Origin of the sequence: Paenibacillus rhizophilus (assembly GCF_003854965.1) — a bacterium.
GTDB classification, from domain to species: domain Bacteria; phylum Bacillota; class Bacilli; order Paenibacillales; family Paenibacillaceae; genus Paenibacillus_AQ; species Paenibacillus_AQ rhizophilus.
The window spans coordinates 293,094-319,116 of the sequence record NZ_RQPI01000003.1 but is presented as its reverse complement, the minus strand read 5'-3'; the positions used below and the strand labels follow the sequence as shown (position 1 = coordinate 319,116).

The following is a 26,023-nucleotide window of genomic DNA, read 5'->3' as shown; positions in this document are numbered from 1 at the left end:
TAACACGTTCAAAGCGCAATGTCATTTTTTCACTTCCTGAAGGCTTTTCTTTCATAAAAATAAGGCACGTAACATAATATACGTGCCTTATCGCTTGAGTATGAGGCCCGAAATAGGGCCGCTCTGGTTATAACGTATTAATCGCCGATTTATTCGGCGCTTGCTTCTTCCGATTTCTCGGCCGCTTCTTCTGCAGGAGCTTCAACTTCCTTGCTGTTCTCAACGAGGAAATCGATGGTCTTGCGAAGGGAGATCTCGTCTTTCAGGCTGTCGAGCGATCCGTTCGCCGTAAGAATACCGCGAATTTCTTCAGCGGAGCGTTTGTAAGTCTCAGCCATTTTGGAGAGTTCTTCTTCAAACTCCTCATCGGAAACCTTGATGTTCTCTTCCTTGGCGATCACTTCGAGAACCAGATTGTTGCGGACGCGTTTCTCCGCATCATTCGTCATTTGTGCCCGCAGATCTTCCTGCGTTTGGCCCGAGAAGCTGAGGAACATGTCCATGTTCATGCCTTGCTGACGGAGACGCATGTCGAAATCGCGAACCATGTTCTGAACTTCGCTATCGATCATAGCTTCAGGGATTTCCACTTCCGCATTGGCAGCGGCTTTCTCGACAACGGCGTTTTCTTTCACGCCTTTCAGCTCTTCCGCCTTGCGGGATTCCAGTTGCTTCTTCAAGTCTTCCTTGTATTCGCCCAGCGTTTCGAACTCGCTAACGTCTTTCGCGAACTCGTCATCCAGTTCCGGAAGCTGCTTGCGTTTGATTTCATGCAGTTTCACTTTGAATACGGCCGGTTTGCCAGCAAGATTCTCGGCTTGATAGTTCTCCGGGAAAGTCACTTCCACGTCCTTCAAATCGCCGGTAGCCATACCGATCACTTGATCCTCGAAGCCCGGGATAAAGGAGTTGCTTCCCAGCTCAAGGGAGTGACGCTCCGCTTTGCCGCCTTCAAAAGCTTCACCGTCAACATATCCGTCGAAATCGATTACGGCGATGTCGCCGCTCGCTGCCGCTTCGTCTTCGATAACTGCGAGTTCGGCATGACGCTCTTGCAAGCGAGTCAGTTCAGCGTTCAATTCTTCGTCCGTCACTTCGGCTTTTTGCACGGGAACTTCGATTCCTTTGTACTGGCCGAGTGTCACTTCAGGCTTAACGGTAACTTTGGCTTTGAACTTGAAGGATTGTCCCTTGCCGAACTGCTCGATATCCACTTCAGGACGGTCTACAGGGAAGATGTCGGCTTGTTCAACCGCTTCGCCGTAAGCTTCAGGCAGCAGAATGTCGATGGCGTCTTGGTAAAGGCTCTCCACGCCAAAACGAGATTCGAAAATCGGCCGCGGCACTTTTCCTTTACGGAAACCGGGTACGTTTGCTTTCTTAACGACTTTATTAAAGGCTTTGTCGAGAGCTTGCGCTACACGCTCAGCGTCAACTTCAACTTCAAGAACGCCAAGGTTCTTCTCTATTTTTTCCCAAGTTGCTTTCATGTTATACTTTCCCCTCCAAAATTGGTTCGCATATCACGCACAGAATAACCATTATATTATATAAAAGATTATTATACTTTTCAAGTAGCGTTATGCGTTTTCGCCTCGAGCTACGGGGTTACAAAGGCCTTCCCGCAAAACTGTTAAGCATCCGGTAAGCCTGTTCAAATGGAAATCGCATGCTTTCGGTGATGCCGTACATCGTTCGGGTCTCTTCCTCATTTCTTGTTCCGTTCAGCGTTTCGGAAACCGTCTGATGCAGCGCTCCCGCCCATAAATCCAGCACTCCGTCTTCGCCGGTCAGTATCGAATAATAGGCCTCCGAGCCGTAGATCGACATCATAAACTGCCCCCACAGCTCCTGCGCAAAATAATACAAAGTAGGCTCATGCGTCTCCGTCTGCTCCGCGACCCGTTCCAGCACCTGAGCAACCTGCGGAGGAAAATCATCGTTCTGCAAAGGAACTTGTTCGATTTCCACCACGACGTTCTCCGACCCTCTCTTCAGCTCAACGGCCCCTTGGACGCCCCGACGGCGAAGCGTCTGCAGTGTCCGGAATTGCAGAATGGGATGAATCCCAGCTTTCTGAACCCAGTCGGTCAGGGCATAATCCACCTCTTCTCCTTCAAAAAAAGACAGCTGCTCCAGAGCGAGCAGCGTCGCTTCCGACAAAGGCTCGTCCATGACCCGGCGCAGAAGCTTGTTCGCGTAGTCCGCATCCTCTTGAAGCTTGGCTTTTGCCATCTGCCGGGCCATCTCTTGTGCGCCCATATCTTCTTCGTGAGCCGGCGATTCGCCGACATATTCGCCCTCCGATGCGTAAGGAAACGCCGCCTCCAGCCAATCCAGCAGCGATTGCCATTCCTCGTAGTGCCGCTCTTCCTGCCCCTGGCACTGCAGCAAAAATCTCAGCAGCCCGATGGCTTCTCCGTAACGCTCGCTTTCCAGCATGACCGTCAGTTGAATCTGATAGTAGTCCAACGTCTTTGGAAAAAGCACGATATTTTCTTTGGCGGGGGAATTGGAATTTCGAATGAGGGCACCTCCTTCCTGATTCTCCAAAACGTCTCAGTTGATGATTATAGCATACCCTGTGATTGCTTTGTAAAAACAGGTTGAACATTCACCGTTTTTATGATACTATAATTTTTGCTTGCTTTTCAGTATTATATGTCCCAGTAGCTCAGTTGGATAGAGCATGCGCCTTCTAAGCGCACGGTCGGGGGTTCGAATCCCTCCTGGGACGTCAAATGCCTTCCCTTTCGGGAAGGCATTTTTGTGTCCGGGGATGAGAAGCCCCAAAGGTTCGCCGGAGCGACGCATCGTAAGCATCCGCTTCGCAGTCAGACCGTAGGGCTGTACCCCGACCGAGACGTCAAATGCCTTCCCTTTCGGGAAGGCGTTTTTTGTGTCCGGGGATGAGAAGCCCCAAAGGTTCGCCGGAACTACCACAGTAGCGGTTGTCCCGTGAGCCTATAATCTGGACGAAGGAGAAGCGCTAGAGCTTAACAGCTATGTGAACGAACGGGAAAACCTCCCTTTCATTTTGTAAAAAAGGGCGGGCCAGTCCCATGAACGGGAAAAGCTCCACCTTATGGGCCGCTTTTTCTTTATTTTATGCAAAAATGCCTGATTAAAGGGGAGAAATTCCCTCCCAGGTTTCTCAAAGAGCCCTTTTTAAAAAATATGATGGAGAAATTCCGTTTCACTCGTCCTGCGGCCCCGATATTAAGCGATCTTTCACGGATCTTTCTGGTGGAGAGGCAATTCTGAACGTATGTCCAGATAGATCAAGTACAATCGTGCATTTCAGCGGTTTCAGCCTTGCGGCATGAGGGACAGCCCTATTTCATCCAGAGATAATCGAATGCAGGTATTACCGCCCAGTCCCGCGCTTGGCCCACCACAGCGGCGCGCGGAACGCCAGATTGATCAGCAGCACGACGATCACGAGCACGGCGGCGGATTTATCGGCGATCTGCCGGGCGTCCTCGACAATCGCTTCCGATTGCACATACCATAAATGCACGGCCAGCGTCTCCCCCGGAGAGAACAGATTGAAGTCCCACATTTCCCCCGAAGTGCTGAGGCCCGCCGTCAGGATAATTACCGCAGATTCACCAAATGCCCGGCCGGCAACCAGGCAGATGCCCGTAATAATGGACGGCAGCGCGACCGGCAGAACGATTTTACGGATGCAATAAAATTTGGTCAGACCCAGCGCGTAGCCCGCCTCGCGCAGCTCGTCTGGAACCGCCCGCACCGCTTCCTCCGTAACCCGAGCCAGCATTGGCAGGTTCAGCAGCGCCAGACTGACGCCGCCCCCCAGAATGGTCAGACCCAATCCGAAGTACTCCGTAAATATCGCCAGACCCAGGAGCCCAAATACAATGGAAGGCACAGAGGACAAGGATTCCACGCAGATCCGCAGCGCTCCGGTAAAGGCGTTGTCCGGCGCATATTCCGCCATGTAGATCCCCGCCCCCAGTCCGATGGGAATCGAAATGACCAGCGAGATCAACAGAATATAAAATGAATTGAACAGCACGGGGCCGATGCCGCCGCCGGTATCGATCTCCTCGGGCTGGCGAATGAGGAAGGAGAAATCAAACCCAGGCAGCCCTTTGCTCAAGATAGTGAACAGCAGCCAAAAAATCAGCAGCATAACCAGAGCCCCGAGGCCGTAGAAGCCGTAGGTCGCAAGCTTATCTCGCCGGATAGACCGGGCGGTTTGCCGCGAACGGGAGAATCCGTCCATCTATCCTTCCCTCCTTTTGCGTCCCAAAAACCGGACAATCAGTATCAGTAAAAATGAAATCAGCAGCAGCAGAAAAGCCATCATATGCAGGGCATAGTTCCAGGTGGAGTCGAATTCCACGTTGGAAATCTGCATCACGATGTTGCTCGTCAGCACCGACGCCGGGGTAAACAGTGTCTTAGCCAGCTGCGGCGTGTTGCCGATCACCATTACGACGGCCATCGTCTCGCCGATCGCGCGCGTCATTCCGAGAATGACCGCCGTAAGGATGCCTCTGCCGGCCGCAGGCAGCACGACGCGCATAATAACCTGCAGCCGGGTGGAGCCGAGTGCATAGGCGGCATCACGGTATTTGCGCGGCACGGCGGTGATCGCATCGTCGCTGATCCGGGCGATGGTTGGCAGCACCATCAGCGCCAGAACGAGCGCCGCGGCAAGCAAGCCGTCTCCGAGGCCTTCCCCGCTGGCGCGCCGAAGCAGCGGCAAAAGGACAGTCAAGCCAAGATAACCGTATACAATAGAAGGAATGCCGACCAGAAGGTCAAGAATCGGACGGATCAGGCGCTTGAGCCAGGCCGGCGCGATTTCGGCGGTCAGCACCGCCATGCCTACCGAGACGGGAACCGAAATCAGCAGCGTGAGCGCGGTAAGCGACAAGGTGTTCAAAATAAAGGCCGCCGCCCCGAACCGGTCTTCCTCCGGCGTCCAGTCAAACGAGAGGAAGAATTGGGCCGGCGTGACCTGCCCGAACAGCAGCAGCGCCGTTTTGCCGATAAAGAGAATGACCAGCGCCAGAACGAAGCAGAGCGCCAAAATGCTGAACAAAAAATAATAGCGGGCAACGGTGTTTGCAAGCAAATGCCGGAGATGGCGTCTGCCAGAAACCGCCTTGGTGCGGATGCTTTGTACCACAGGGTTCGGTTCATAGGACTGTTGTGCCATGCTTTTCCTCCTATAAAAAACCAGCCCCGCATGTGCCGGAGGCTGGCCGTATAATGACGCTCTTCCGAAATATTGTGCTAAATTACTTCATTGCCGAGATCGGAATGAACTTAAGTTTTTTCAGCGAACCCTGTTGGAACTTCTTGCTTTGTACATAGTCAATGAAAGCTTTAACAGCTCCGGTCGGCTGTCCCTTGGTCATGTAGTAGCCATAAGCCCAAATTTTGTAGGAACCGTTAATGACGTTGTCGGAAGTAGCCGCTACTCCGTTGAACTTCACAGCCTTCACATCGCCGCTAACGTAGACCAAATCAATATAACCGATAGCGTTTGGAGTCGTTCCCACAGCTGTTTTCATATCGCCGCTGGAGCCAACTTCTTTATAATTCTTCTCTTTCTTGACAATATCGCCGCCTGCCAGAGCCTTGGCCTGGTAGTTAACGCGTGTGCCGGAGCCGAAAGCGCGGGTAATGACGACGATATCCGCGTCAGCGCCGCCGACTTGCTTCCAGTTCGTAATTTTGCCGGAGAAAATGCCCTTGAGCTGATCGGTGGTCAGGTTGTCTACGCCAACATTCTTGTTCACGATAGTCGCAAAAGGAATAACCGCAACCTTGTTCGCTACTTGTCCGCTGAATGCTTTGAAGCCGGGAACGTCGATACTGGCATCCCAGTCGCACGCGCCGATATCGGCGATGCCTTTCTTAACGGCTTGCGGTCCGGTAACGGAGCCTTTGCCGGAAGCGGCGATTCTAACCTTCGGATTCATTCTTTGGAATTCCTTGGCGGCCTGCAGTGTCAGCGGCAGCAGAGCCGTCGAACCGTTAACCGTAATTTTGCCCGACAGCGATCCCGCTGCAGATGCCGCTCCCGCAAAAGATGCCGTAACGGCAAACACGGCAGCCAAAGCTGTAAACGTGATTTTTTTAAACAATTTCATGATTTATTCTCCTCTCGGTTTAAACCGATATAGTATGTGTTCGTTCTGTAAAAAGCGTCTTATCTCGTCAGTTGCACAGACTTGCCGTTCTCGATTGTTACCAGCTTGCCTCCCGTGATTACAGCCAACTTGCTTCCGTCAGCGGAAACCGCGACTTCGGAAATGTCAGCTTTGGTACGGAACAGTTCTTGTGCCGATCCGGAGACCGGAACGGAATAAATGCGGGAAGTGCCGTCAGCAGCCGTTCCGGATGCGATAATTCCGCCGCCTGCGGCTTGCGCCCAAGTTACCTCGATATCCAGCGCAATATTGGCGGCTGTGCCGTCCGGCTTAACCGTCTTCAGTGTATTGGCCGTTTTGCCTTCCGGGTCAGCGCTTAAGTAGACTACAGTCCCGTCTGCCAAAATTTCCGGGTACAGCTTGTTGTCGTCCGAGGTGGTCAAAGCGGCCGGTTTGGCATCCTTTGTAGCCAGGTCGAGCTGATACAGCTGCTCTCCCGCCTTGCTGAAGTCGACCGTCAGGGAATCTTCCGTGCTGTCGGCGTCATTTTTGGCGGTTCCGGTAATGTTGACGATGTAGACCGCTCTCTTGCCGTCCGCGGAAATATGCAGTTCGGATTTGTTCTCCACCTTATCGGCCAGCAGCTCCGTTACGGCGCCGGTATCCACCGAAATTTGCGAGATCTTCTCCTGCTTGTCCCCTTGGATAAAATAGATGATCTTGCCGTCTGCCGACCAGGTAAGATCCGTCTTGGTGGAAGTATCCGTTCCGACCGGTCTCACCGCACCCGAAGTCAAATCGATGACGGACAACAGGCCGGTCTCATCAGTGAAAGCGCCGTAACGACGATCGCCCGAAACCGTGAAATCGGAGGCTTTTTCGTCGCTGGAAAATAATCCATAGCTGCCCGGATTCGCCGCAAACTTATAAATCTGCGCCGTTTCTCCTTCCAGGTTCGCCAGAACGGTTCCGTCCGCGGCCCAATGGATCGTATCAAATTCGCCTTGCGGACGCGCCGCGCCAAGAATTTGCAGCGGGCTGCCGAACAGCTCCCCGCCAAGACCGTTAACGACTGCGCTAAGCTCAACGTACAGCTTGCCGCCGAATACCGTAGGAGCCGTCGTGAAATTACGCTTCACGCCGTCCAGCGAATAGCTCTTGGAGCCGGCCTTCAATTTAATCGTATGTACTCCCGCCTTGTCCTTCAGCACCAGACTTCCCGACTCATTAGCGATGCTTGCGCCGAGAGAAGCGGCCAGCTGGCTGATGGAATATAGCTTATATCCAGCGGCGTCTACCGTTTTGAAAGTGGTTTGGGCGCCGTTTACCGTCCAAGCCTTTACTCCTTCTTTGACTTTTACCGCGGCCTTAACGGATGCTTTAACGGCGGACGTTTTGCTTACCGTTCCTGCCGCCGCGTACACGCTTGCTTCGCCCACAGATACTAGAAGCGCCGAAGCCATGAGTACGCTAAACAACTGATTTTTTTTCAAATGAATTCACCCTTTTCATATAGGTAACTACTAATGTTATTTTCCGCCCTGGTTGTAAAATCTGTTGCCGAGAAATATTTGGTAATTATGAAGTTGTCCTCATTTTTCACGTGTTATCTGTCGAAATCCGGCACTTTTGTCAACTCAGGATTAACGCAGGAAAAAGATTTACAATCGGCGATCTCTCGTTTAATATATTGAGTGAGTACTCACTCATTTTAATGAAGAACGGAGAGATTCATATGAACCCGGAAGCCCCAGTGATTACGGTGAATCATATTCGCAAAGCATTCGGAAGCAAAGTTGTCCTGGAAGACATCAGCCTTGAGGTCCGCAAAGCCGAGACCTTCGGCCTACTCGGACCCTCCGGCTCCGGAAAGACGACGCTGGTCAGGCTCCTTACCGGAATCGATGAAGCGGACTCGGGCGAAGTGCATGTACTGGGGGTGAAGGTTCCCAAGCTTTCGCTGCTGTCGCAAATCGGCTATATGGCCCAGTCCGACGCTCTGTACAGTGAGCTGAGCGCTAAGGAGAATCTGGAATTTTTCGCTTCGCTGTATGGATTGAAGAAAGAACAGAGAAATCGTCGAATCAAGGAAGTCATGGAGATTGTGGGTCTGGAAGAGCATCTCCGCAAAAGGGTCGATCAATACTCCGGGGGGATGAAACGCCGTCTGTCGCTGGCCATTGCGCTTTTGCACGAGCCGCCACTGCTTATTCTGGATGAACCGACGGTCGGCATCGATCCGGTGCTGCGCATGTCCATCTGGAAGGAGCTTAAAGCTCTGAATGAACGGGGAACGACCATAGTGCTCACGACCCATGTCATGGATGAAGCCGAAAAATGCGACCGGCTCGGCATGATCCGGGAAGGCCGTCTGCTTGCGGAGGACACTCCCGCCAATCTGCTTCAGTCTACAGGCTCGTCTTCCATTGAAGAAGCATTTTTATATTACGGAGGTGTCCGTTCATGAGAATCCGCGCGCTTACGCTGCGTATTTTGCGGCAGTTCATTCACGACAAAAGAACGATGGCTCTCATGTTCGCCGCTCCCCTGCTCGTTCTCAGCCTGATGAGCCTGGTGTTTGGTAGCGATGCCTATAAGCCGAATATCGGCGTGTCGGGTCAAGCGGCCGTCCTTTCGGAAGCGCTGGCCAAACATGACGCCCAGGTTGTTAAGTATAATTCGGAGGAAGATGGCGCCCTGGCGCTGAAGAATGGAGAAATCGACGCCCTGATCTCAATCGACGGCGGTGCTCCGAAGATCATTTTGGAAGGAAGCAATCCGGCGGCCAATCGGGCGGTTATGCTGGCACTGGAGCAGGCATCCGGGGATCAGCGGATATCCGGGCAGGCTCAGGCGCAGGGAAATCAGGCACAGTCGCAGGCCTCCCCCCAGCCGCAAATCAGCTATCTGTACGGTTCCGCGGACATGAAGACCATCGACCGGTTCGGACCGATTATGATTGGCGTATTCGTCTTCTTTTTCGTCTTCCTGATTGCGGGGGTCTCCTTTCTTCGGGAACGGACGACGGGAACGCTGGAGCGCCTGCTCGCTACCCCGCTTAAACGCTGGGAAATCGTCATCGGCTATGTCTGCGGCTTCGGTATTTTCACCGTGTTTCAGGCCTTGCTTATCTCCTGGTTCTCCATTCAGGTACTGGGCATTATGATGGCCGGAAGCTTCGGCTATGTTCTCCTGATTACTCTGCTGCTGTCGATGACGGCCCTGACCCTCGGTACGCTGCTGTCGGCGTTTGCCGGAAACGAGCTGCAGATGATTCAGTTCATCCCGCTAGTCATCGTGCCGCAGATTTTTCTGAGCGGATTGTTTCCAATGGACACACTTCCACTTTGGCTTCAGCGGATTGGATATGCCACTCCGTTATACTATGGGGCGCAGGCGATGATGAATGTGATGATCCGCGGGAAAGGCTGGAATTCGATTGAAAATGATGTGTATGTGCTGATCACCTTCTCGCTTTTGTTCATGATCCTGAACGTGCTTGCCCTCCGCAAACACCGTAAAATGTAACTTGGGTTCTCCTATATGGTACGATAAGCAAACAGAAAACGTCTGGAGGGTTGACATTATGGCAGAACATCTTTCTGCAGATAAGGACACGGAGCAGTGGGCTCTGGAGCTGCTTGCCCTGGGCGATGAGGAGAAAATGACGCCTAAGCAAGTTGCGATTTTGCAGGCGGCCGTGGATGTATTTGCGGAAAAAGGCTATGCGGGCGCGGCGACCAGTGAAATCGCACAGAAGGCCGGGGTGGCGGAAGGAACGATTTTTCGCTACTACAAGACCAAGAAAGATCTTCTGCTGTCCATTGTGGGGCCGACGATGAGCCGCCTGCTCGCCCCTTTTGTCATGAGAAACTTTGGGAATTTGCTGGATGGTTCCTTTGACAGCTACGAGGACTTTCTCCGCTCCCTGATCCGAAACCGGCTGGAATTCGCCCGCAAAAATTTTAAAATCCTGCAAATCCTGATTCAGGAAATTCCCTTTCATCCAAAGCTGCGCGAGCAGTTCATGGAGGATATTATGAGCAAGGTATTCGAAAGGGTTACCGCGCAAGTCGATCATTTTAAGCAAAAAGGGGAAATCATCGACGTTCCGGCGCCAACCGTTATCCGTTTTACCGCATCCTCGATCATCGGCTACATTATGACCCGCCTGCTGCTGCAGCCGGACAAGGATTGGAACGACGAGGAAGAAATCGGACTGCTGATCCGGTTCATCATGCATGGGATTGCAGCAGATCCGGGAAATCGGGGCGTCTGAGAACATACCTGCATAGTCGGCTTATACTTTCTTATATTTCCAAAAAAATCCCGTCAGGCCTTGTACCTGGCGGGATTTTAACATTACGCAAAAATTATACCCACAGAGACTTTGTGATGATGACCAGCAAAATGAACAGTACGAGAATTGCGGTTGCAGATGTAAAACCAGCGCCATATCCGCCAGCTTCGCCCATGAAAAACTCCTCCTCTCAAGTAGAGTACGTCACCAGATTATGCAGCAACTTCCACATTCGTCTGGGGGTTTCGGCAAGTAAATAAAACGAAAGAACAAATTGCTTTTTCCCAAAAAATCGATTATAAAAGGCATCGGAAGCTTGTATTTGTTTGCCGGGCCCTATGGAAAAAGCAGAGGCCGCGCTGCTGCGGCAAATCGCCTTTTGGCCGGACACGCTCTATGCGGCCGGACGGCTTCTTAGCCGGATTTAGTAGTTGGTACCGGGGCAGGGGAGCGGATGAAATGGAATTTATCCCTTTAATTTTTTAAAAAATGGCCCTCCGGCAGAGCTTAACTGGAATTTCTCCAGTTAAATTTGCCGATTCTGCCTGAAACGAAGATAAATAGGCCAATTAGCTGGAGTTTTTCCCTTTAGATGGCGAATACATCGTTTTTCGGGAGGAATTAACGGGATGTTTTCCAGTCCAAATAAGCGTAACATTAAGAAAAACCTTCCCGTAGGAAGGTTTCGTCCAAAGAGGGATGCAGCCCGCTCGGGCTGACTGCGATGCCGTTGCTAACGATGCCAATGCTCCGACGAACCTCCGGCGGTTCTCTTCCCTGTACGCAAAAAACCTTCCCGAAGGAAGGTTTTTGTACGTCCCAAGAGGGATTCGAACCCCCGACCGTGCGCTTAGAAGGCGCATGCTCTATCCGGCTGAGCTATTGGGACACAAAGTATGTATTTCAACAACGTTATCTATTATATAACGGTTGTGCTGAGGAGATCAAGTTTTGGCGCGTTACAATTCTTCGAAATTTTGAAGAGCCGCTGATTCGCAGCCGGTGTTTTGCACATACATCAAGGGAGTGCCCTTTTAGCCTTGCCGGCCAAACCACACTCCCTTTAATATTATTGGTTAACTTATGAATACTCCTGAAACCGCACCCCCAGCTGTTTTTTCAAATCCCCGAATATCAGCAGCTCCCGTTGAAATTTGTCCCGTTCCTCCTCCGGGCTCATGACCGGACTGCCTGGAAATGCGCTCGATGTCACATCGACAAAGGCGTCATGCATATTATTGTCATACCAATCGGTGGCCGTGTCGGCGTCATTGGTCAAAATACGGATAATTTCGTACCCCTCTTCCCGGTTGTCTTCAACAATATAGACCAAAAGCGCAGAGTCACCCACGGCCCCCGGCAGTACCCCCACTTCGGCGCAGGGCGCTCCGTCATATTTAAGCATTCTGCGTATTTTGGCATCCTTAATATAATACATCGGTCATCCTTCCTTCCAAGCCAAATTTCCCCCTCTCTAGTGTTCGGATAAGGACATACATTTTATGCCTTCCTTCGGCATATATCTGTATTAATTGGCAAAAAGATAGGGACACCACACTTAGGCTATCCACAAGAGAGGATGAACCGTCATGTGCGGAATAACCGGATTTATCCAGTGGCGCGGAGATCTGACCCAACATTCCCAGCTGCTGGTCAAAATGACTGAAACATTGGCGAACCGCGGTCCGGACGCGGCGGGTACATGGATTTCGGGCCCTATCGCATTCGGACACCGCAGACTCAGCGTTATCGATCCCGAGAACGGCGCACAACCGATGATCGCCCGCCATGAAGACCAGGTTTATGCCATTGTCTACAACGGAGAATTATATAATGCCGCCGAATTAAAAAATGAGCTGAAGCTCCGGGGGCATGAGTTCCGCACCCAGTGCGACACCGAGGTACTGCTGCATGCTTACATCGAGTGGGGCCCGGACTGCGCCGGGAAGCTGAACGGTATATTCGCCTTTGCCGTCTGGGACGGACTTCGCGAGCAGGTATTCTTCGCGCGTGACCGGTTGGGCGTGAAGCCGCTGTTCTTCAGCAAGGCAGACGATACCCTTATCTTCGGGTCGGAGCCGAAGGCGCTGCTTCAACATCCCAAGGTCCGCCCGGTCGTTGGACCGGAAGGGCTTGCGGAGATTTTCATTGTCGGTCCGGCCCGGACGCCGGGACATGGCGTATACAAGGATATGTCGGAGCTTCGCCCTGGCCATGCCATGATCTACAGCCGCGAGGGTCTGCGGAGTTATGCCTACTGGACGCTGGAAAGTTCCCCCCACACAGACAGTCCGGAAGAAACAGCCGCCAAGGTGCGGGATCTTCTCCAGGATACACTGGAACGCCAGCTGGTATCCGACGTGCCCGTCTGCTCCCTGTTATCCGGCGGTCTGGATTCGAGCGCGTTGTCCGCGCTTGCCGTCGACTATTATAAACGGACCGGCCAAGGACAGATGGACACCTATTCCGTCGACTATGTCGACAACGACAAATACTTCAAAAGCCACTCCTTCCAGCCGGGAGCCGATGGACCCTGGATTAAACGGATGGTTGATGAGCTGGGAACCCGCCATCATTATATACAATTCGACACGGATGAGCTGGTGGAAGCGCTCGATAATGCGCTGTTCTCCCGCGATCTGCCGGGTATGACGGATGTCGATTCGTCGCTGTATTTGTTCTGCCGGGAAATTAAAAAAGGCGCCACGGTCGCGATTTCTGGCGAAGCGGCCGACGAAATATTCGGCGGATACCCCTGGTTTCACCGCGAAGAAATGCTGTCCTCGGGAACTTTCCCATGGGCAGTCGCTCCCAAGATGCGGTCCGGTCTGCTCTCACCCGAAATCCGGGAATGGATTCGTCCGCTCGAATATTTGGGCGACAGATACAGCGATGCAGTGGCCGAGACGCCAAAGCTTGAAGGCGAGACCGGCAAACAGGCGCAAATGCGGGTGATGTCATACCTCAATATAACCCGGTTTATGCCGACTCTGCTGGACCGTAAGGACCGGATGAGCATGGGTGTCGGTCTTGAGGTGCGCGTTCCTTACTGCGATCACCGGCTAGTACAGTACGTCTGGAATATTCCCTGGGAAATTAAAACCGTGGGAGGAAGGGAAAAAGGTATCCTGCGCAAGGCACTTGAAGGAGTGCTGCCGGAAGATGTGCTGTACCGTAAAAAAAGCCCCTATCCCAAAACGCATAATCCCGGCTATTTGAATGCCGTTCGTCAGCGGGCGCTCAGCATTCTCGACGACCCTTCTTCGCCGATTCTGCCATTGATCAATTCCGCCAAAATCCGCGAAATTGCGGCATCGCCTGAGTCCTCCAGCAATTTGCCCTGGTTCGGTCAGTTGATGTCCGGTCCGCAGCTGTTCGCTTATCTGGCCCAGGTCGATCTCTGGCTGCGCACTTACAATATTTCAATCGAGTAGAAGCGGTCAGCCGCGACATAGCGATCCTTTTGCAAACGAAGCCGCCCACAAGCCGTAAATACCATTCATTTTTCAAAGAAACAGCCTGCAGGAAGCTATCCGTCTTAGCGCCCTGCAGGCTTAATGATTTTCCCCGCAAAAGGTGATATTTGCCGTATACCAGTTAAAGGCCTTGCTCCCATTATGGAGATAGAGCATCTTCTATATGAAGGAGTTGGTATTCATGAATTCCCGCTTGTCCCCAAGGCGGAAGCCCGGAAGAAACAGGCTGACTCTGTTTCTGTCTGTCACCTTCGGCTTTACCTGGGCCTGCTGGCTCCCGCTGCTTGCGAACAGACAGTTCGAGGCCCATATCCCCGTCCTGCCCGGACAGTTCTACCTGGGCTCGTTCGGGCCGCTCGCCGGAGCCGCAGCGGCAGAATTGCTGCCCGGCGGCAAAGGATCTTCCGCTTGGATCAAGACGGCGTTTTCCTTCTCCTTCCCCCGAAAGTGGCTGCTGATTGCAGCTGGGCTTCCGCTCGTTTACGGGTGCATTGCCATTTTGGCCCATCGCCTCTTTACCGGGAGCTTTCCGGATATGCATCGGTTCGGGCTTACCTCCGATCTCCCCGCCGGCTTTAACGTCTGGGAAACCTCACTTGTCTGGATGCTCACCTTCGGCATCGGCGAAGAGAGCGGCTGGCGCGGCTTTCTTTTGCCCGAACTGCACCGCCGCCGCTCCTTATTCGCTTCAGCCCTGATTGTAGCCGCCGTCTGGATGCTCTGGCATCTGCCCGCATTCTGGTTTAACGAAAGTTATCTCGGCATGGGCTTCGGCGTCATCGGCTGGGGAATCAGCCTGACCTACGGTTCCGTCGTACTCGCCTGGATTTGCGCGGGAAGCCGGTGGAGCATCATTCCGGTCATTCTCTGGCACGGCATCTTCGATACGCTCACAGCCGGCGATCAGGCCGGACAGGTCATGGCAATGGTCTGCAGCATGCTGGTCATTGTCCACGGGATACTCCTGATGAAAAGACTGGGGCGAGCCCCCAAACTTCATTAATAATATACAAATAAACAAAGGATGCCTCCATCGGCCGTGGAAAACGGCGGGAGACATCCTTTTTATCCAATCAATAAATTAGAGCTGAACTGCCTATTAGAAATTGAAATTATCCGGGTCGGGACCGTAGCGGTGGTTCTTGTTCAATCCCTCGATAGCCAGAACATCTTCATCGCTTAGCGTAAAATCAAAAATACCGGCGTTCTCACGGATTCGATCGGCATGAACTGATTTCGGAATCGTAATTACCCCCTGCTGGATATCCCAGCGGAGAACGATTTGGGCAGGCGTCTTTCCGTATTTTTGCGCGAGATCCTGCAGCAGCGGAATATCCAGGTTGCCCTGCAGCAGCGGGCTCCATGCTTCCAGTTGAATATTCTGATCCTGGCAGTATTTGAGCAGCTCGCGCTGAGTGAGCAGCGGGTGGAATTCCACCTGATTCACCACGGGCACGACGCCGGTATCGTCAATGATGCTATTCAGATGATGAGTCTGAAAATTGCTGACGCCGATCGACTTGACATAGCCCTCTTTTTGCAAATGAACAAGCGCTTTCCATGTCTCCCTGAACTTCTCCTTAACCGGCCAGTGGATCAGATACAAGTCGATGACATCCAGACCGAGCTTCTTGCGGCTGGACTCGCAGGCCTTCAAGGTCTGCTCATATCCTTGTTCATTATTGAACACCTTCGTGGTGATAAACAGTTCCTCTCGGGGCACTCCAGCTTCTTTAATGGCTTGCCCTACGCCTTCTTCATTCTTGTAAGCCGAGGCCGTATCAATACTGCGGTAGCCGATTTCAATCGCCGATTTGACCGCATGGATGACTTCATCGCCGTCTTTGGTCTGCCATACTCCGAGCCCCAGCCACGGCATCGTTACGCCATCACTCAAAGTAGGTCCGCCGGTAAAAGGTCCATTCAACTGACTCATCGCTTTTCCCTCCAGATTCGTGTGTGGATTGGATTCTACAAAAGTGTTTAACCGCGTATGCTGCCCTTCTAAGCAGGATTTCCAAAATCAAGTATATCAGATGGATTACATGCAATACAAAATTCGGTGCTTTCTTTCATTCTTTCGCACAAAAAAACGGAGCTTGCGCTCCGTTCTTACTGCAAAGCATATCGCCGTTCGGCTGCTTCCAAAAGAAACCCGGCGTTATTCCTCCGACTTGCCGATCAGCCGGAAATCGTCGTAGTGGAAGCCCGGGGCCACCACACAAGATACAAGGACCGGTTCGTCGCCGAGCGGTCTTGCTGCCTGCCATACTCCGGCGGGTACGAGTGCCTGCGGCTGCTGGCCTGCGGCGATATCGAGTCCCAGTATTATTTCCTCCGCATCGCCGGGATGCTCTCCGCTGCCGCCAAGGCTTAATACAAGCGGACTGCCCGCATGCCACATCCAATGCTCATCCGACAGGACGGCGTGCCACTGTGAAACCTCGCCCGGGTGCAGCAGAAAATAAATAGTGGATGCCGCAGGACGGGGGCCGGAGTAGTCTTTGCCCAGGAGATCCCGGGGAATTTGAACGGAAGATTGCCAAATTTCCTTAAACCAGCCACCTTCGACATGGCGCTCAAGGCCGAGCAATTCCACAAAAGGCGAAAGTTCTTTTTGCGTCACGATGGTCTTCTCTCCTTATAAATAGGTCTAGGGCCAATGACCCTACTTTAGCCGAAAAAGCCGCGATTGTAAAATAGAACCCTTTAAGACCATGCCGTGTATGACCATGGCGTGCTTATTTGTCCTTTCCCGCTTTAAACACTTCGGCAATCGCGCCCACACTTCCGAGGGTCCTGACGACGTCGCTCGGCAGGAATACTTTGTTGGCCGGCCCTTTGGCGATTTCGCCCAAGGCTTCGAATGATTGATACGCCAGCACCTGCTCATCCAGCCCCGCGCTTCGGATCAGCTCAATCCGCAGCTTCTCCGCCTCCGCGACCGCCTGAATGGCCTTGGCCTGGCCGAGAGCCTCCAGTTCCTGCGCTTGGCGCAGACCTTCCGCTTGATGAATCCGCGCTTCCCTGTCTCCCTCGGCCTTCAGGATTTTGCTCTGTTTATCGCCCTCCGCGCGCAGGATCATATCCTGCTTGGCCGCTTCCGCCTCCAGAACAATGGCACGCTTGTTCCGTTCCGCCTTCATCTGTTTATCCATCGCTTCCTGAATGTCCACCGGCGGCTTGATGTCGATCACCTCGACCCGCTCAATCCGTACGCCCCATTTCTCCGTCGCTTCGTCAAGGGCGAGGCGGATTTCGGTCGAGATTTTTTCCCGGCCGGACAGCGTCTCGTCAAGCTCCAGCTTGCCGATAATTTGCCGCATGGTCGCCGTGCTGATGTTCCGCACGCCGTATACATAATCGGAAATGCCGTAGGTCGCTTCTTCCGGGCCCACGACCTGATAGAAAATAATCGTATCAATCTGCACCTGCACATTATCCTTCGTTATCACCGTCTGCGGAGGCACATTCGCCTGCTGAATCCGCAGATCGTGATAGACCCGTACCTGATCGATGATCGGAATCAGAATATTCAGACCGGGCGTCAGCAGCCGGTGGAATTTCCCCAGCCGTTCAACGACGCCGACCCGCTGCTGCGGAACGATTTTGACCGTCAACGCGATAAATGCGACCACTACAACTAAAACTACTCCAATAACTGCCAATTCCATTCTCTCATACCTCCCAGCGTTCTACTTCAATAATGGCGTTTCCCCTGCCGATCACTCTAACCTTCTCATCCGCAGCCAGATTCTGCGCCGACGTGGCGCTCCATGTATCGCCTCCGACTTTAACCTGTCCGCGGCGGCCCTGCTCAATAGGCTGAACGACGATCCCCTGCTTGCCGACAATATCGGTCCCGATGTCCTTGAATCCCCGTGAAGCTCGGAAGCGCGACACCATCGGTTTCGAGAACAGAGTCAATCCAAGCGCGACCAAAGAACCGGTCAGCACCTGCATCAGTACAGCGTCCGGCGCGGCGAGCGACACAAGACCGGCAGCGGCAGCACCGACGCACAGCCATAGGAGGTAAAAAGTGAGCGTCAGCATTTCGGCGACCAGCAAAATGCCGGCGGCGATAAACCAGATCATCCAAATAACCAAAGCTGTCACCTTCTTTTTCGCTTTATACTAACAATAACGAAAAGAAATCTTCTGCGTTGCATCTTTTTGCATAGCAATGAACAGCTGCTATATTCATTGTATTTCTGCAGGAGCAGCGTTATGATGACAACGAATTTTCACCATTACGACTTGGATGACCGGCATCGCGGAACGAAAAAAGCCTCAAGCCTGAATTTCGCGAAAGCGACAGATTCAGACTTGAGGCCTTGCTTGAAATATCAGAAAGTATAAGCTTCGCTCATATCCTTGTTCTGATATTATTATTGTCCAGCGCCGTCCTGCGGCTTCACGGCCAATTTCTCCGTCAGGAGGCGCAGCGCCATTCCCCTATGGCTGACCGACTGTTTCTCTGCCAGCGTAAGCTCGGCCATCGTCTTCTCGAACTCCGGAAGATAGAACAAGGGATCGTAGCCGAAGCCTCCTCCGCCCGCCGGTTCGGAAGTGATCCAGCCTTCCACAACGCCTTCGGCCGTAAGTTCTGTGGCCGTGGACGGGTCGTACAATGACAGGGCGCAGACGAACCTCGCCGTGCTGAGCAACGGCTGTCCGGTATCCTCGCCCTGCTTCAGCCCTTCCAGCTCGCTTAACAGCTTGAGGTTATTATCCTCGTCCGACGCGCCTTCGCCCGCATAGCGGGCGGAGTATACGCCGGGGCGGCCGTCAAGCGCATCCACGCAGAGGCCGGAATCGTCGGCAAGCACAGGCAGACCGAGCGTTTCGGCGATTTGCCTTGATTTCTTCAGCGCATTCTCCGCAAAGGTCGTCCCATCCTCAACAACGTCCGGCAGCTCCGGATAATCGAACATGCTCTGTATCGTCAAGCCAAACGGCGCAAAAGCATGCTGAAACTCGCGTACCTTGCCGGCATTTTTGGTTGCGACGATAAGAATACCACTTCCGGAGATCATGCTATACCTCCTGGCCGGGCTGGCCGGAAGGAATTTTGAGCGCGATCGGTCCCAAAGCTTCTTTCTGAGCGGTGATCAGCTCGAGAATCCCTTTTTCGCCCAGACTCAGCAGATGATCCAGCTCCTTTCGCGAGAAAGGACGCTCTTCCCCTGTTCCCTGCAGCTCGACGAATTCACCGCTTCCGGTCATAACGACGTTCATGTCGACCTTCGCTTTGGAATCCTCTTCATAATTCAGATCGAGCAGCGGGCGATCTCCCACGATGCCGACGCTGATCGCCGCCAGGTAGTCGGTGATAGGAAACGCGCTGAGACGGTGCTGCAAGGCAATTTTGTTCACGGCAAACGCCAGCGCGACAAAAGAACCTGTAATCGACGCGGTCCGCGTGCCGCCGTCCGCTTGGATGACGTCACAGTCCAGCGTGATGCTCCGTTCGCCCAAAGCCTGCAAATTCACTACCGAGCGAAGCGCCCGTCCAATGAGCCGCTGGATTTCCATGGTGCGTCCGGTCAGCTTTCCGCGCGCAGCTTCGCGTTGATTGCGCGACTGCGTCGCCCGTGGAAGCATGGAATACTCCGCCGTCACCCAGCCTTTCCCCTGGCCCTTCAGAAAGGGAGGGACTTTTTCCTCAACGGTTGCCGTGCAAATGACCTTAGTGTCCCCCATTTCAATGAGTACGGAGCCTTCGGCGTATTTATTGGTTTGGGTCGTAATCTTGAGCGGCCGGAGCCCATCGTCGTTTCGCCCGTTTGATCTCATTTTGTCTGCCTCCTACATTTGTATAGCGTGAGCTTCGTTTAAGCATCCTTTATTCTACCAAAGTGCAGGCGCAAAAGCATCTTTTCGCCCTGGCGACCCGGGCGGAGGCCCGGCAGCACCGGTACCTGATTCCGCCCGTCGCTCGCAGAGCCGGAAGCCTACAGAACAAACCGTGCCTAACCTTCCTCTTTACAGCGGAAGTTCATTCACATACTGCGGCGCCGAAACGGGCTTGCCGTAATCGACATTGTCGGTGCCGGTGACCGTCTGTTTGCCGTTCATGCGGACCTGAACCATGGCGTCTTCCGAATTCTGGGCGACCGTAAGCACCACGGACTCCAGCAGCTCGGCGGGCACCTGACTGCCATCATCGAACATATCGTCGTTCAGCGATACGGTAACTACGCCGTTCTGCCCTTTCTCTACGGAATCCAGCGACGTCTCGGGGGTCATTACCGTTTCCAGTCCGTTCTCCGAATCGGGGCCTTGAATCAGTTCGTTCATCGCCGCTTTAAGCGGGTCCTGTCCCGGCGTCACGAACCGGGTAACGGGTACATAATATTGAACTCCGCTTGGCGAAGCAGCCGAGAAGTAGACGGTGACGGCGCTGGAATTCATCTTAGCCGGGCCCTGCGACGGCAGGTTGATTCCCAGGCTGCGGGTCAGCGGACGATCGAGCGGCGTTCCCTTGAGCGGCATTTCATTCAGCTTTTTGCCGTCAACCCACAGCTGCACTCCCTTAATTCCTTCCTGACCGGTCAGCGTCCAGGTAATGGCCTCCAGCAGCTTCCGTTCGTCTGCCGGAGCATAGGTGCCGAAATTGCCGCCAAACTCGGCGATGGCCAGATTATGGTCCAATGTCACGCTTTTGACTTCTGTTCCTTGGGGCAGGACCCCATGAAATCCGTCAGGCAGGCCCGCTGCGTAGGCTCCTTTATCCACCAGAGCTTCGAGCGACTGTTTCAGCGCTCCGTTTTGCTCTGCCGCCGGCAGGCTGAGAGCGACGGGAGCAAGCAGGCCGTTATCGTTCTGCAAAAATACGGTCGTGCGCGGCGCATTGGAGTCGCTGTCACCTTTGGCTCCCGACTTTGCGCTGCCGCTTGCGGCGTTATTCGCCGCGGTGCTTGAATCGGCTACGCCCCCGCCTGAATCGCTGCCGGTTGCGCCGCTGTCCGCGCCGTCCTCCGCAACAGGCGCGAAGACCCCGCTATCCAGCGTGTTATCGCTCGTCTGCAGCATTTGCGCCTCCACATCGCTTGGCGGCGGGTCAATGGCAGCCGATTTTTCCGAGCCGAACCAGCCGCAGCCGGACAGCGCCAGCGGAAACGCCAGCAGGCAGGCAGCGGAAACGCCGGCCAATTTTTTCTTATTTATCATCTTGTTTTGCCCCTTTCATAGGTAATCGAACGGTTTGTACTGCTATGTATACGAGCCCCCCGGACAAAAAATAACAACGGCTTATCCAAAAATCGCTTACGCTTGTTTTTGACGGTGTCCAGCAACCTCTTTCGCCAGGGCAACCGCTTTCCGCATAAGTCTCCATTTCTGGACAAATACTTCCTGTACACGTACAATTTGACTACGGCGCAGCATGGCAAGCCATGCGCCAAGACAACGTCCAATAACGACAACATAACGGGGTGACTGAACATGGCCGATACAAAAATCCCTTACAGTCTGAACAGCAAAGCCGTCGCGCAGGCAACGAGAGCTTGGCTTCACACACGCGGGGTAAAGATCGAGGAAATTGCGGAGCTTGTCATACTGCTTCAGCAAAAATATTACCCTTCCCTGACCATCGAGGAGTGCATCCACAATGTCGAGATGGTGCTCAGCAAGCGGGAAGTCCAGAACGCCGTCCTGACCGGCATCCAGCTGGATCTGCTGGCAGAAGAAGGCAAGCTGTTTCCGCCGCTGCAGGATATGATCGAACATGACGAAAGTCTTTACGGGGTAGATGAAATATTGGCCTTTTCCATCGTGAATGTATACGGAAGCATCGGCTTTACCAACTACGGCTATATCGATAAGCTGAAGCCGGGTGTGCTGGAGAGGCTGAACGACAAGGGAACGGGGAAAGTGAACACCTTCTTGGACGATATCGTAGGCGCCGTCGCCGCCGCTGCAAGCAGCCGAATCGCCCACCGGAAGCAGGCGGAGCGTGAGCAAGATCTCGGACTGCCGCATGAGCCGGAGGACAGCGAGGAGGCGGCAAGACGTTTATACGCGGAGAAGATTAAGACGAAATAAATCGCTAGGCTCAGAATGTTCCAATTGAAAAAGCGGGACCGGGCAAGAGTCGCTCTTGTCCGGTCCCGCTTTGTTTGTCTGCCGTATAAGATCACTAGCCATCTATCCGATAAAACCTTATCTCTCCATTCTTCTCCTCCGAGACAGCCCGGCCTCTGCGTTCCAATTCAACGAGGTGAGCCAGCGCCTCGCTCATGGCAAAACGCAGCTGATGAATGCCGGATATCCGTCCCCGGAACAGCTCTCCGCACACCTCGAATCCGCTGCGCGGACGATCCGCCAGAAGCGACTCCGCCGCGTCCAGCCGCTCTTCGTGATGAAGCAGCAGTTGTTCAATTCGGCCCGCAAAATAACCGAACGGCTCACGGTGCCCCGGAAACGCCGTCTTCACGGGCAGCTGCCGGAGCATGGACAGCCCGTCCATAAATGTCCGCAGAGGCTCGGGATCACTGCCTGGCAGCAGGCTGATATTCGGGGAAATCTGCGGCAGCACGGCATCCCCGCACAGCAGCTGCCCGCTGCCCGGGTGGAAGAAGGACAGATGCCCCGCCGCATGTCCACCGGTCTCAAGCGGCAGCCACTCCCGGCCGCCCATGGCAAAAGACCGCTCCGTCTCCACATGGGAAACTGCCGGCTGCGGCGAAACCACAGGCCATATCGCGGCCTGATGCTCCCTCAGCTCTGCCACCCGCTGCTCCGGCATGCCGTGCCGGGCAAAAAACTCCGGCAGCTCCGTCTCCATGACGGACGCAGGCCCCCACATCAGCTCCGCCTCGGCATGCGCCCGCTTCGACATCCAGACCCGGCAGCCGCTGCGCTCCTGCAGCCAACCTGCCAATCCGTAATGGTCCGGATGGTGATGGGTGACAACGATCTGCTTCACAGCATTCCATGACGCTCCAAGCTCCTGAAGAACTTCCTCCCAGACCGCCTCCGCTTCCCGGCTTCGGGGTCCCGGATCGACCACGGTAATACCGCCGTCATCGTCCCTGAGCAGATAGCCGTTCATCATCAGCAGCGGCGGCGCCATCGGCACAAGCACCTGAATCAATCCGCCCTCCTGAATCTTAAACCGGGCGGTTTCCTCCCGCCTGCTCTTGCCGCCGTCCATTTACGGACGCTTCCCTACGAAGATCATGCGCGGCGAGGTTTCCGCCTCATATTCATCCTCCTCGTAGCTCCCGTGCACCGCTTCAAGAGAAAGACCGGCTGCCGCGAGCAAATCGCGAAACTTCTCCAGCGAATACAGCTTCACCCGCTCATGGTATTGGCGCGGCGTCCCATCGATTTTGGACGTCAAGATGATGTCCTTCTTCACATAGCTGTCCTCGATCCGCCGCTTCTCGTCAATCAGATTGTCGCCGTCTTCCCGGTTGGAATGCGGCACGAGATGCGCAATCACATACGACGGGTTCAGGAAATCGATGATAAACTTGCCGCCCGGCTTCAGCATCCGCCGGATTTCGCGCAGCACCTTCAGATGCTCTTCATCCTCCTCAAAATATCCGAAGGAGGTGAACAGGTTGACCACTGCGTCGAAGCCTCCCTCAAGCGGCAGTTCCCGCATATCGGACCGGACCCAGGTCACGCGCTCCGCGCCTTCCTGGGCGCGCGCTTCGCGCAGCAGCGCTTCCGACAGGTCGATGCCGGTGACTTCGTAGCCCGCTTCCGCAAGCGCCAGCGAATGCCGGCCCATGCCGCAGCACAGATCGAGCACTTTGGCGCCCGCCGGCAGGCCGAGCCAGCCGATCATCCGCTCGACTTCCCGCCGCGCGCCTCCGAAATCCCGGTGTTTATATACGATCAGATAGTCCTCGCCAAAGCTTTTTTCATACCATTCACTCATGTCCGGTCTCCTCCCGCAGTTCCCTTTTCATCTAGCCCATCTATGTATCTGCAAATGTACCGCTTATTTTACCCCCTTTTGCCGGCAAACTCAAAGCAGCAAGTCACTCTCACTCCATGAAAAATGCAGATCATCGCCGGCGCAGATCGATTCCCCCGTCAGCCTGTCTTCCAAAAAAGCAGGTCCCGCGGCGCTGACGCCATCGGAACCTGCCCTGCAAATCTTTCGGTTAACTTCTACACTCCCTCCGACGCCCCCGGAATGGTTTTTATATAAACCCGCGCCTCGTACGGACGCAGCGGCAGCTTGCGGAGATTTTCGCTCTTTTCCGGCGGATAATTGGAGATCAGCAGCTCCATTCCGTCCTGCAACAGATCCTGCGGCATTTCAAAGACCGGATTGCGGTCAAAAAAATTCAGAATAATCAAAAGCTGCCGATCCTCCAGCGTCCGGGTAAAAGCATAAATTTCAGTATGAAGGGGCAGCAGCAGCCGGTATTCGCCGTAGACGATCACCTTGTGTTTTTTTCGCAGCTCAATCAGCTTTTTGTAATAATGATAAATGGAATCAGGGTCCTTGACCGCTTTGGCTGCATTGATCTCCACATAATTCGAGTTCAGCTTGATCCAGGGCACTCCGGTTGTAAATCCGGCTCCCTCGCCATCATCCCACTGCATCGGCGTCCGGGCGTTGTCCCGGCTCTTTTTGTGGATCGCCTTCATGATTTCTTCGTCGGACACGCCGCTGTTGCGCCGCTCCTCATAGTAGTTGAGCGTTTCGACGTCGCGGTAATCTTCAATCGACTGAAACGCGGCATTCGTCATGCCGATCTCCTCGCCTTGGTACATGTATGGCGTCCCTTCCAGCATATGCAGAAAAGTAGCCAGCATTTTGGCCGAGCAGTCCCGGTAGCGAACATCGTCACCAAACCGTGATACCGCCCGCGGCTGATCGTGATTGCATAAATAATTGGCGTTCCAACCCCGGTTATGGAGAGTCGTCTGCCAACCGCTCATGATTTTTTTTAGCGCCAGCAGATTCCATGGAACGATATCCCATTTCCCGCTGCCTGCCGAGGCGGCATCCAGAAACATATGCTCGAACTGGAACGTCATGTTCAGCTCCCGGCGTCCGTCGCCCACATACTCCAGCGCCTGCTCCGGCCCGAGGCCGGAAGTCTCACCAACCGTCATAATATCGTAATAATAAAGGACTTTCTCATGCAGGTTTTGCAGCAGGGTATGAACATGCTCCAGGTTGGAGAACATTTCGTAAGCCCGCACCGTCGTGGTGCCTTTTGGATTGAGCGCGTCGGGCAGCCCTTCGGCCTTGACAATATGCGCGATGGCGTCGAAACGGAAGCCGTCCACGCCTTTTTTCAGCCACCAGGCTACCATTTCATGCAGCTTATCGATGACGACGGGATTTTCCCAGTTGAGGTCGGGCTGGAATCTGGAATACAAATGCAGGTAGTACTCCTCCGTCCGCTCGTCGTACTCCCACACCGAGCCGCTGAAATATGACTCCCAGTTATTCGGAGGTCCGCCGTTTTTGCCTTTTCTCCATATATAGAAATCGCGTTTCGGATTATCCTTCGACTGCCGGGATTCAATAAACCAGGGATGTTGATGGGAGGTGTGATTGAGCACCAGGTCCATCATCAGCTTCATGCCCCGCGCATGGATCTCCCGAAGCATCAGGTCGAAATCCGCCATCGTTCCGAACTCCTTGCTGATGTCGCAGTAATCGCTGATATCATAGCCGTTGTCATGGCCGGGAGACTTGTAGATGGGGCACACCCAGATGACATCCACTCCGAGATCTTTCAGATAGTCCAGCTTCGAGATAATTCCCCGCAGGTCTCCCCTTCCGTCGCCGTTCGAATCCATGAAGCTCACGGGATAAATCTGGTACACGACGCTTTCCTTCCACCATTTCGGGTTCATATGCCTGCCTCCTTGTGCGGACTGTACCCCGCTTGCGAAGTACATTTAATATATCTTAACCTTTCGCACGGAGACTAATAACAATTCTTGAAAGCATTAGCTGCGGGAAATGCCCAATCCGTTCAGGAATTAAGCTTAGATGAACAAGAAATGGATACCGATTCTTCAAGCCTTCCGCGCATCAAAAAGAGGCCGATTCACAAGGACAGCTATGTCCCGTGAATCAGCCCCTTATTTCCTCCGCTACTCTGCTTCGCATGATCGCTTCCGTCCACTCC

The 26,023-nt window shown here is 53.8% G+C and carries 25 protein-coding genes and 2 tRNA genes; 8 read left to right on the top strand and 19 right to left on the bottom strand.

Annotation, left to right across the window (positions count from 1 at the left end):
* Positions 1-149: 149 nt before the first annotated feature.
* Both tig and EH198_RS08675 read right to left on the bottom strand, forming a co-directional pair.
* A complete protein-coding gene (gene tig, locus EH198_RS08680; RefSeq protein WP_124695139.1) occupies positions 150-1,490 on the bottom strand; it encodes a trigger factor in 1,341 nt (446 codons plus the stop codon).
* A 118-nt stretch (positions 1,491-1,608) separates the two neighbouring features.
* Entirely contained in the window at positions 1,609-2,472 is an 864-nt protein-coding gene (locus EH198_RS08675) for a hypothetical protein (protein WP_425464151.1), read from the bottom strand.
* Positions 2,473-2,663: 191 nt separating this feature from the next.
* On the opposite strand from EH198_RS08675, the gene EH198_RS08670 reads away from it, so the two are divergent.
* Positions 2,664-2,737, top strand: a tRNA-Arg gene (locus EH198_RS08670).
* Positions 2,738-3,367: 630 nt separating this feature from the next.
* On the opposite strand, the gene pstA is transcribed toward EH198_RS08670, so the two are convergent.
* From pstA to EH198_RS08650, 4 genes are all read right to left on the bottom strand, one after another.
* Entirely contained in the window at positions 3,368-4,249 is an 882-nt protein-coding gene (pstA, locus tag EH198_RS08665; RefSeq protein WP_124695138.1) for a phosphate ABC transporter permease PstA, read from the bottom strand.
* Positions 4,250-5,191 carry a phosphate ABC transporter permease subunit PstC gene (gene pstC / locus EH198_RS08660; RefSeq protein ID WP_124695137.1) on the bottom strand — a complete coding sequence of 314 codons (942 nt, stop codon included), beginning with the start codon at positions 5,189-5,191 and terminating at the stop codon, positions 4,250-4,252.
* 82 nt (positions 5,192-5,273) lie between these two features.
* Positions 5,274-6,131, bottom strand: coding sequence for a phosphate ABC transporter substrate-binding protein (locus EH198_RS08655; protein ID WP_124695136.1), 858 nt, complete (start codon positions 6,129-6,131; stop codon positions 5,274-5,276).
* A gap of 59 nt (positions 6,132-6,190) precedes the next feature.
* Positions 6,191-7,624, bottom strand: a complete 1,434-nt coding sequence (locus tag EH198_RS08650; protein WP_124695135.1) for a stalk domain-containing protein — start codon at positions 7,622-7,624, stop codon at positions 6,191-6,193.
* Between the two features lie 242 nt (positions 7,625-7,866).
* On the opposite strand from EH198_RS08650, the gene EH198_RS08645 reads away from it, so the two are divergent.
* The 3 genes from EH198_RS08645 to EH198_RS08635 are packed head-to-tail and all read left to right on the top strand — an operon-like array spanning position 7,867 to position 10,410.
* Positions 7,867-8,598, top strand: coding sequence for an ABC transporter ATP-binding protein (locus EH198_RS08645; protein WP_124695134.1), 732 nt, complete (start codon positions 7,867-7,869; stop codon positions 8,596-8,598).
* The gene (locus EH198_RS08640) at positions 8,595-9,659 is read left to right on the top strand and encodes an ABC transporter permease (RefSeq protein WP_124695133.1); all 1,065 of its coding nucleotides are present in this window, start codon (positions 8,595-8,597) and stop codon (positions 9,657-9,659) included. The genes EH198_RS08645 and EH198_RS08640 overlap by 4 nt, the downstream gene beginning before the upstream one ends.
* Positions 9,660-9,717: 58 nt before the next feature.
* Positions 9,718-10,410, top strand: coding sequence for a TetR/AcrR family transcriptional regulator (locus tag EH198_RS08635; RefSeq protein ID WP_124695132.1), 693 nt, complete (start codon positions 9,718-9,720; stop codon positions 10,408-10,410).
* A 94-nt stretch (positions 10,411-10,504) separates the two neighbouring features.
* On the opposite strand, the gene EH198_RS24880 is transcribed toward EH198_RS08635, so the two are convergent.
* The 3 genes from EH198_RS24880 to EH198_RS08625 form a co-directional block, all read right to left on the bottom strand.
* Entirely contained in the window at positions 10,505-10,606 is a 102-nt protein-coding gene (locus EH198_RS24880; protein ID WP_197970100.1) for a sporulation protein YjcZ, read from the bottom strand.
* Positions 10,607-11,246: 640 nt separating this feature from the next.
* Positions 11,247-11,320, bottom strand: a tRNA-Arg gene (locus EH198_RS08630).
* A 192-nt stretch (positions 11,321-11,512) separates the two neighbouring features.
* The gene (locus EH198_RS08625; protein WP_124695131.1) at positions 11,513-11,869 is read right to left on the bottom strand and encodes a hypothetical protein; all 357 of its coding nucleotides are present in this window, start codon (positions 11,867-11,869) and stop codon (positions 11,513-11,515) included.
* A 151-nt stretch (positions 11,870-12,020) separates the two neighbouring features.
* Here EH198_RS08625 and asnB point away from each other — a divergent pair, with 151 nt between their 5' ends.
* Together asnB and EH198_RS08615 are read left to right on the top strand one after the other, a co-directional pair.
* A complete protein-coding gene (asnB, locus tag EH198_RS08620) occupies positions 12,021-13,865 on the top strand; it encodes an asparagine synthase (glutamine-hydrolyzing) (RefSeq protein WP_124695130.1) in 1,845 nt (614 codons plus the stop codon).
* A gap of 223 nt (positions 13,866-14,088) precedes the next feature.
* Positions 14,089-14,910 (top strand): type II CAAX endopeptidase family protein, encoded by an 822-nt coding sequence (locus tag EH198_RS08615; protein WP_124695129.1) that lies wholly within the window; start codon positions 14,089-14,091, stop codon positions 14,908-14,910.
* 96 nt (positions 14,911-15,006) lie between these two features.
* On the opposite strand, the gene EH198_RS08610 is transcribed toward EH198_RS08615, so the two are convergent.
* The 7 genes from EH198_RS08610 to EH198_RS08580 all read right to left on the bottom strand — a co-directional run bounded on the left by EH198_RS08610 (position 15,007) and on the right by EH198_RS08580 (position 21,080).
* Positions 15,007-15,843, bottom strand: coding sequence for an aldo/keto reductase (locus EH198_RS08610; RefSeq protein WP_124695128.1), 837 nt, complete (start codon positions 15,841-15,843; stop codon positions 15,007-15,009).
* A gap of 225 nt (positions 15,844-16,068) precedes the next feature.
* Positions 16,069-16,533: a cupin domain-containing protein gene (locus EH198_RS08605; protein ID WP_124695127.1), complete on the bottom strand. Its 465-nt coding sequence runs from the start codon at positions 16,531-16,533 to the stop codon at positions 16,069-16,071.
* A 115-nt stretch (positions 16,534-16,648) separates the two neighbouring features.
* Complete coding sequence (locus EH198_RS08600) at positions 16,649-17,581, bottom strand: SPFH domain-containing protein (RefSeq protein ID WP_124695126.1); 933 nt, start codon at positions 17,579-17,581, stop codon at positions 16,649-16,651.
* A gap of 4 nt (positions 17,582-17,585) precedes the next feature.
* On the bottom strand, positions 17,586-18,014 hold the full coding sequence (locus tag EH198_RS08595; RefSeq protein ID WP_124695125.1) for an NfeD family protein: 429 nt from the start codon (positions 18,012-18,014) through the stop codon (positions 17,586-17,588).
* 281 nt (positions 18,015-18,295) lie between these two features.
* Positions 18,296-18,943 (bottom strand): XTP/dITP diphosphatase, encoded by a 648-nt coding sequence (locus EH198_RS08590; RefSeq protein ID WP_124695124.1) that lies wholly within the window; start codon positions 18,941-18,943, stop codon positions 18,296-18,298.
* Position 18,944: 1 nt separating this feature from the next.
* On the bottom strand, positions 18,945-19,703 hold the full coding sequence (gene rph / locus EH198_RS08585) for a ribonuclease PH (protein WP_124695123.1): 759 nt from the start codon (positions 19,701-19,703) through the stop codon (positions 18,945-18,947).
* 189 nt (positions 19,704-19,892) lie between these two features.
* Positions 19,893-21,080 carry a GerMN domain-containing protein gene (locus EH198_RS08580; protein WP_124695122.1) on the bottom strand — a complete coding sequence of 396 codons (1,188 nt, stop codon included), beginning with the start codon at positions 21,078-21,080 and terminating at the stop codon, positions 19,893-19,895.
* Positions 21,081-21,188: 108 nt separating this feature from the next.
* Here EH198_RS08580 and EH198_RS24565 point away from each other — a divergent pair, with 108 nt between their 5' ends.
* Together EH198_RS24565 and EH198_RS08575 are read left to right on the top strand one after the other, a co-directional pair.
* On the top strand, positions 21,189-21,347 hold the full coding sequence (locus EH198_RS24565) for a hypothetical protein (protein WP_185702811.1): 159 nt from the start codon (positions 21,189-21,191) through the stop codon (positions 21,345-21,347).
* 6 nt (positions 21,348-21,353) lie between these two features.
* A complete protein-coding gene (locus EH198_RS08575; protein WP_124695121.1) occupies positions 21,354-21,953 on the top strand; it encodes a phosphatidylglycerophosphatase A family protein in 600 nt (199 codons plus the stop codon).
* A 94-nt stretch (positions 21,954-22,047) separates the two neighbouring features.
* On the opposite strand, the gene EH198_RS08570 is transcribed toward EH198_RS08575, so the two are convergent.
* From EH198_RS08570 to EH198_RS08560, 3 genes are all read right to left on the bottom strand, one after another.
* A complete protein-coding gene (locus EH198_RS08570) occupies positions 22,048-23,064 on the bottom strand; it encodes an MBL fold metallo-hydrolase (protein WP_124695120.1) in 1,017 nt (338 codons plus the stop codon).
* Positions 23,065-23,799 carry a class I SAM-dependent methyltransferase gene (locus EH198_RS08565; RefSeq protein WP_124695119.1) on the bottom strand — a complete coding sequence of 245 codons (735 nt, stop codon included), beginning with the start codon at positions 23,797-23,799 and terminating at the stop codon, positions 23,065-23,067.
* A 236-nt stretch (positions 23,800-24,035) separates the two neighbouring features.
* Positions 24,036-25,745 (bottom strand): glycoside hydrolase family 13 protein, encoded by a 1,710-nt coding sequence (locus tag EH198_RS08560; protein WP_124695118.1) that lies wholly within the window; start codon positions 25,743-25,745, stop codon positions 24,036-24,038.
* Positions 25,746-26,023 lie beyond the last annotated feature (278 nt).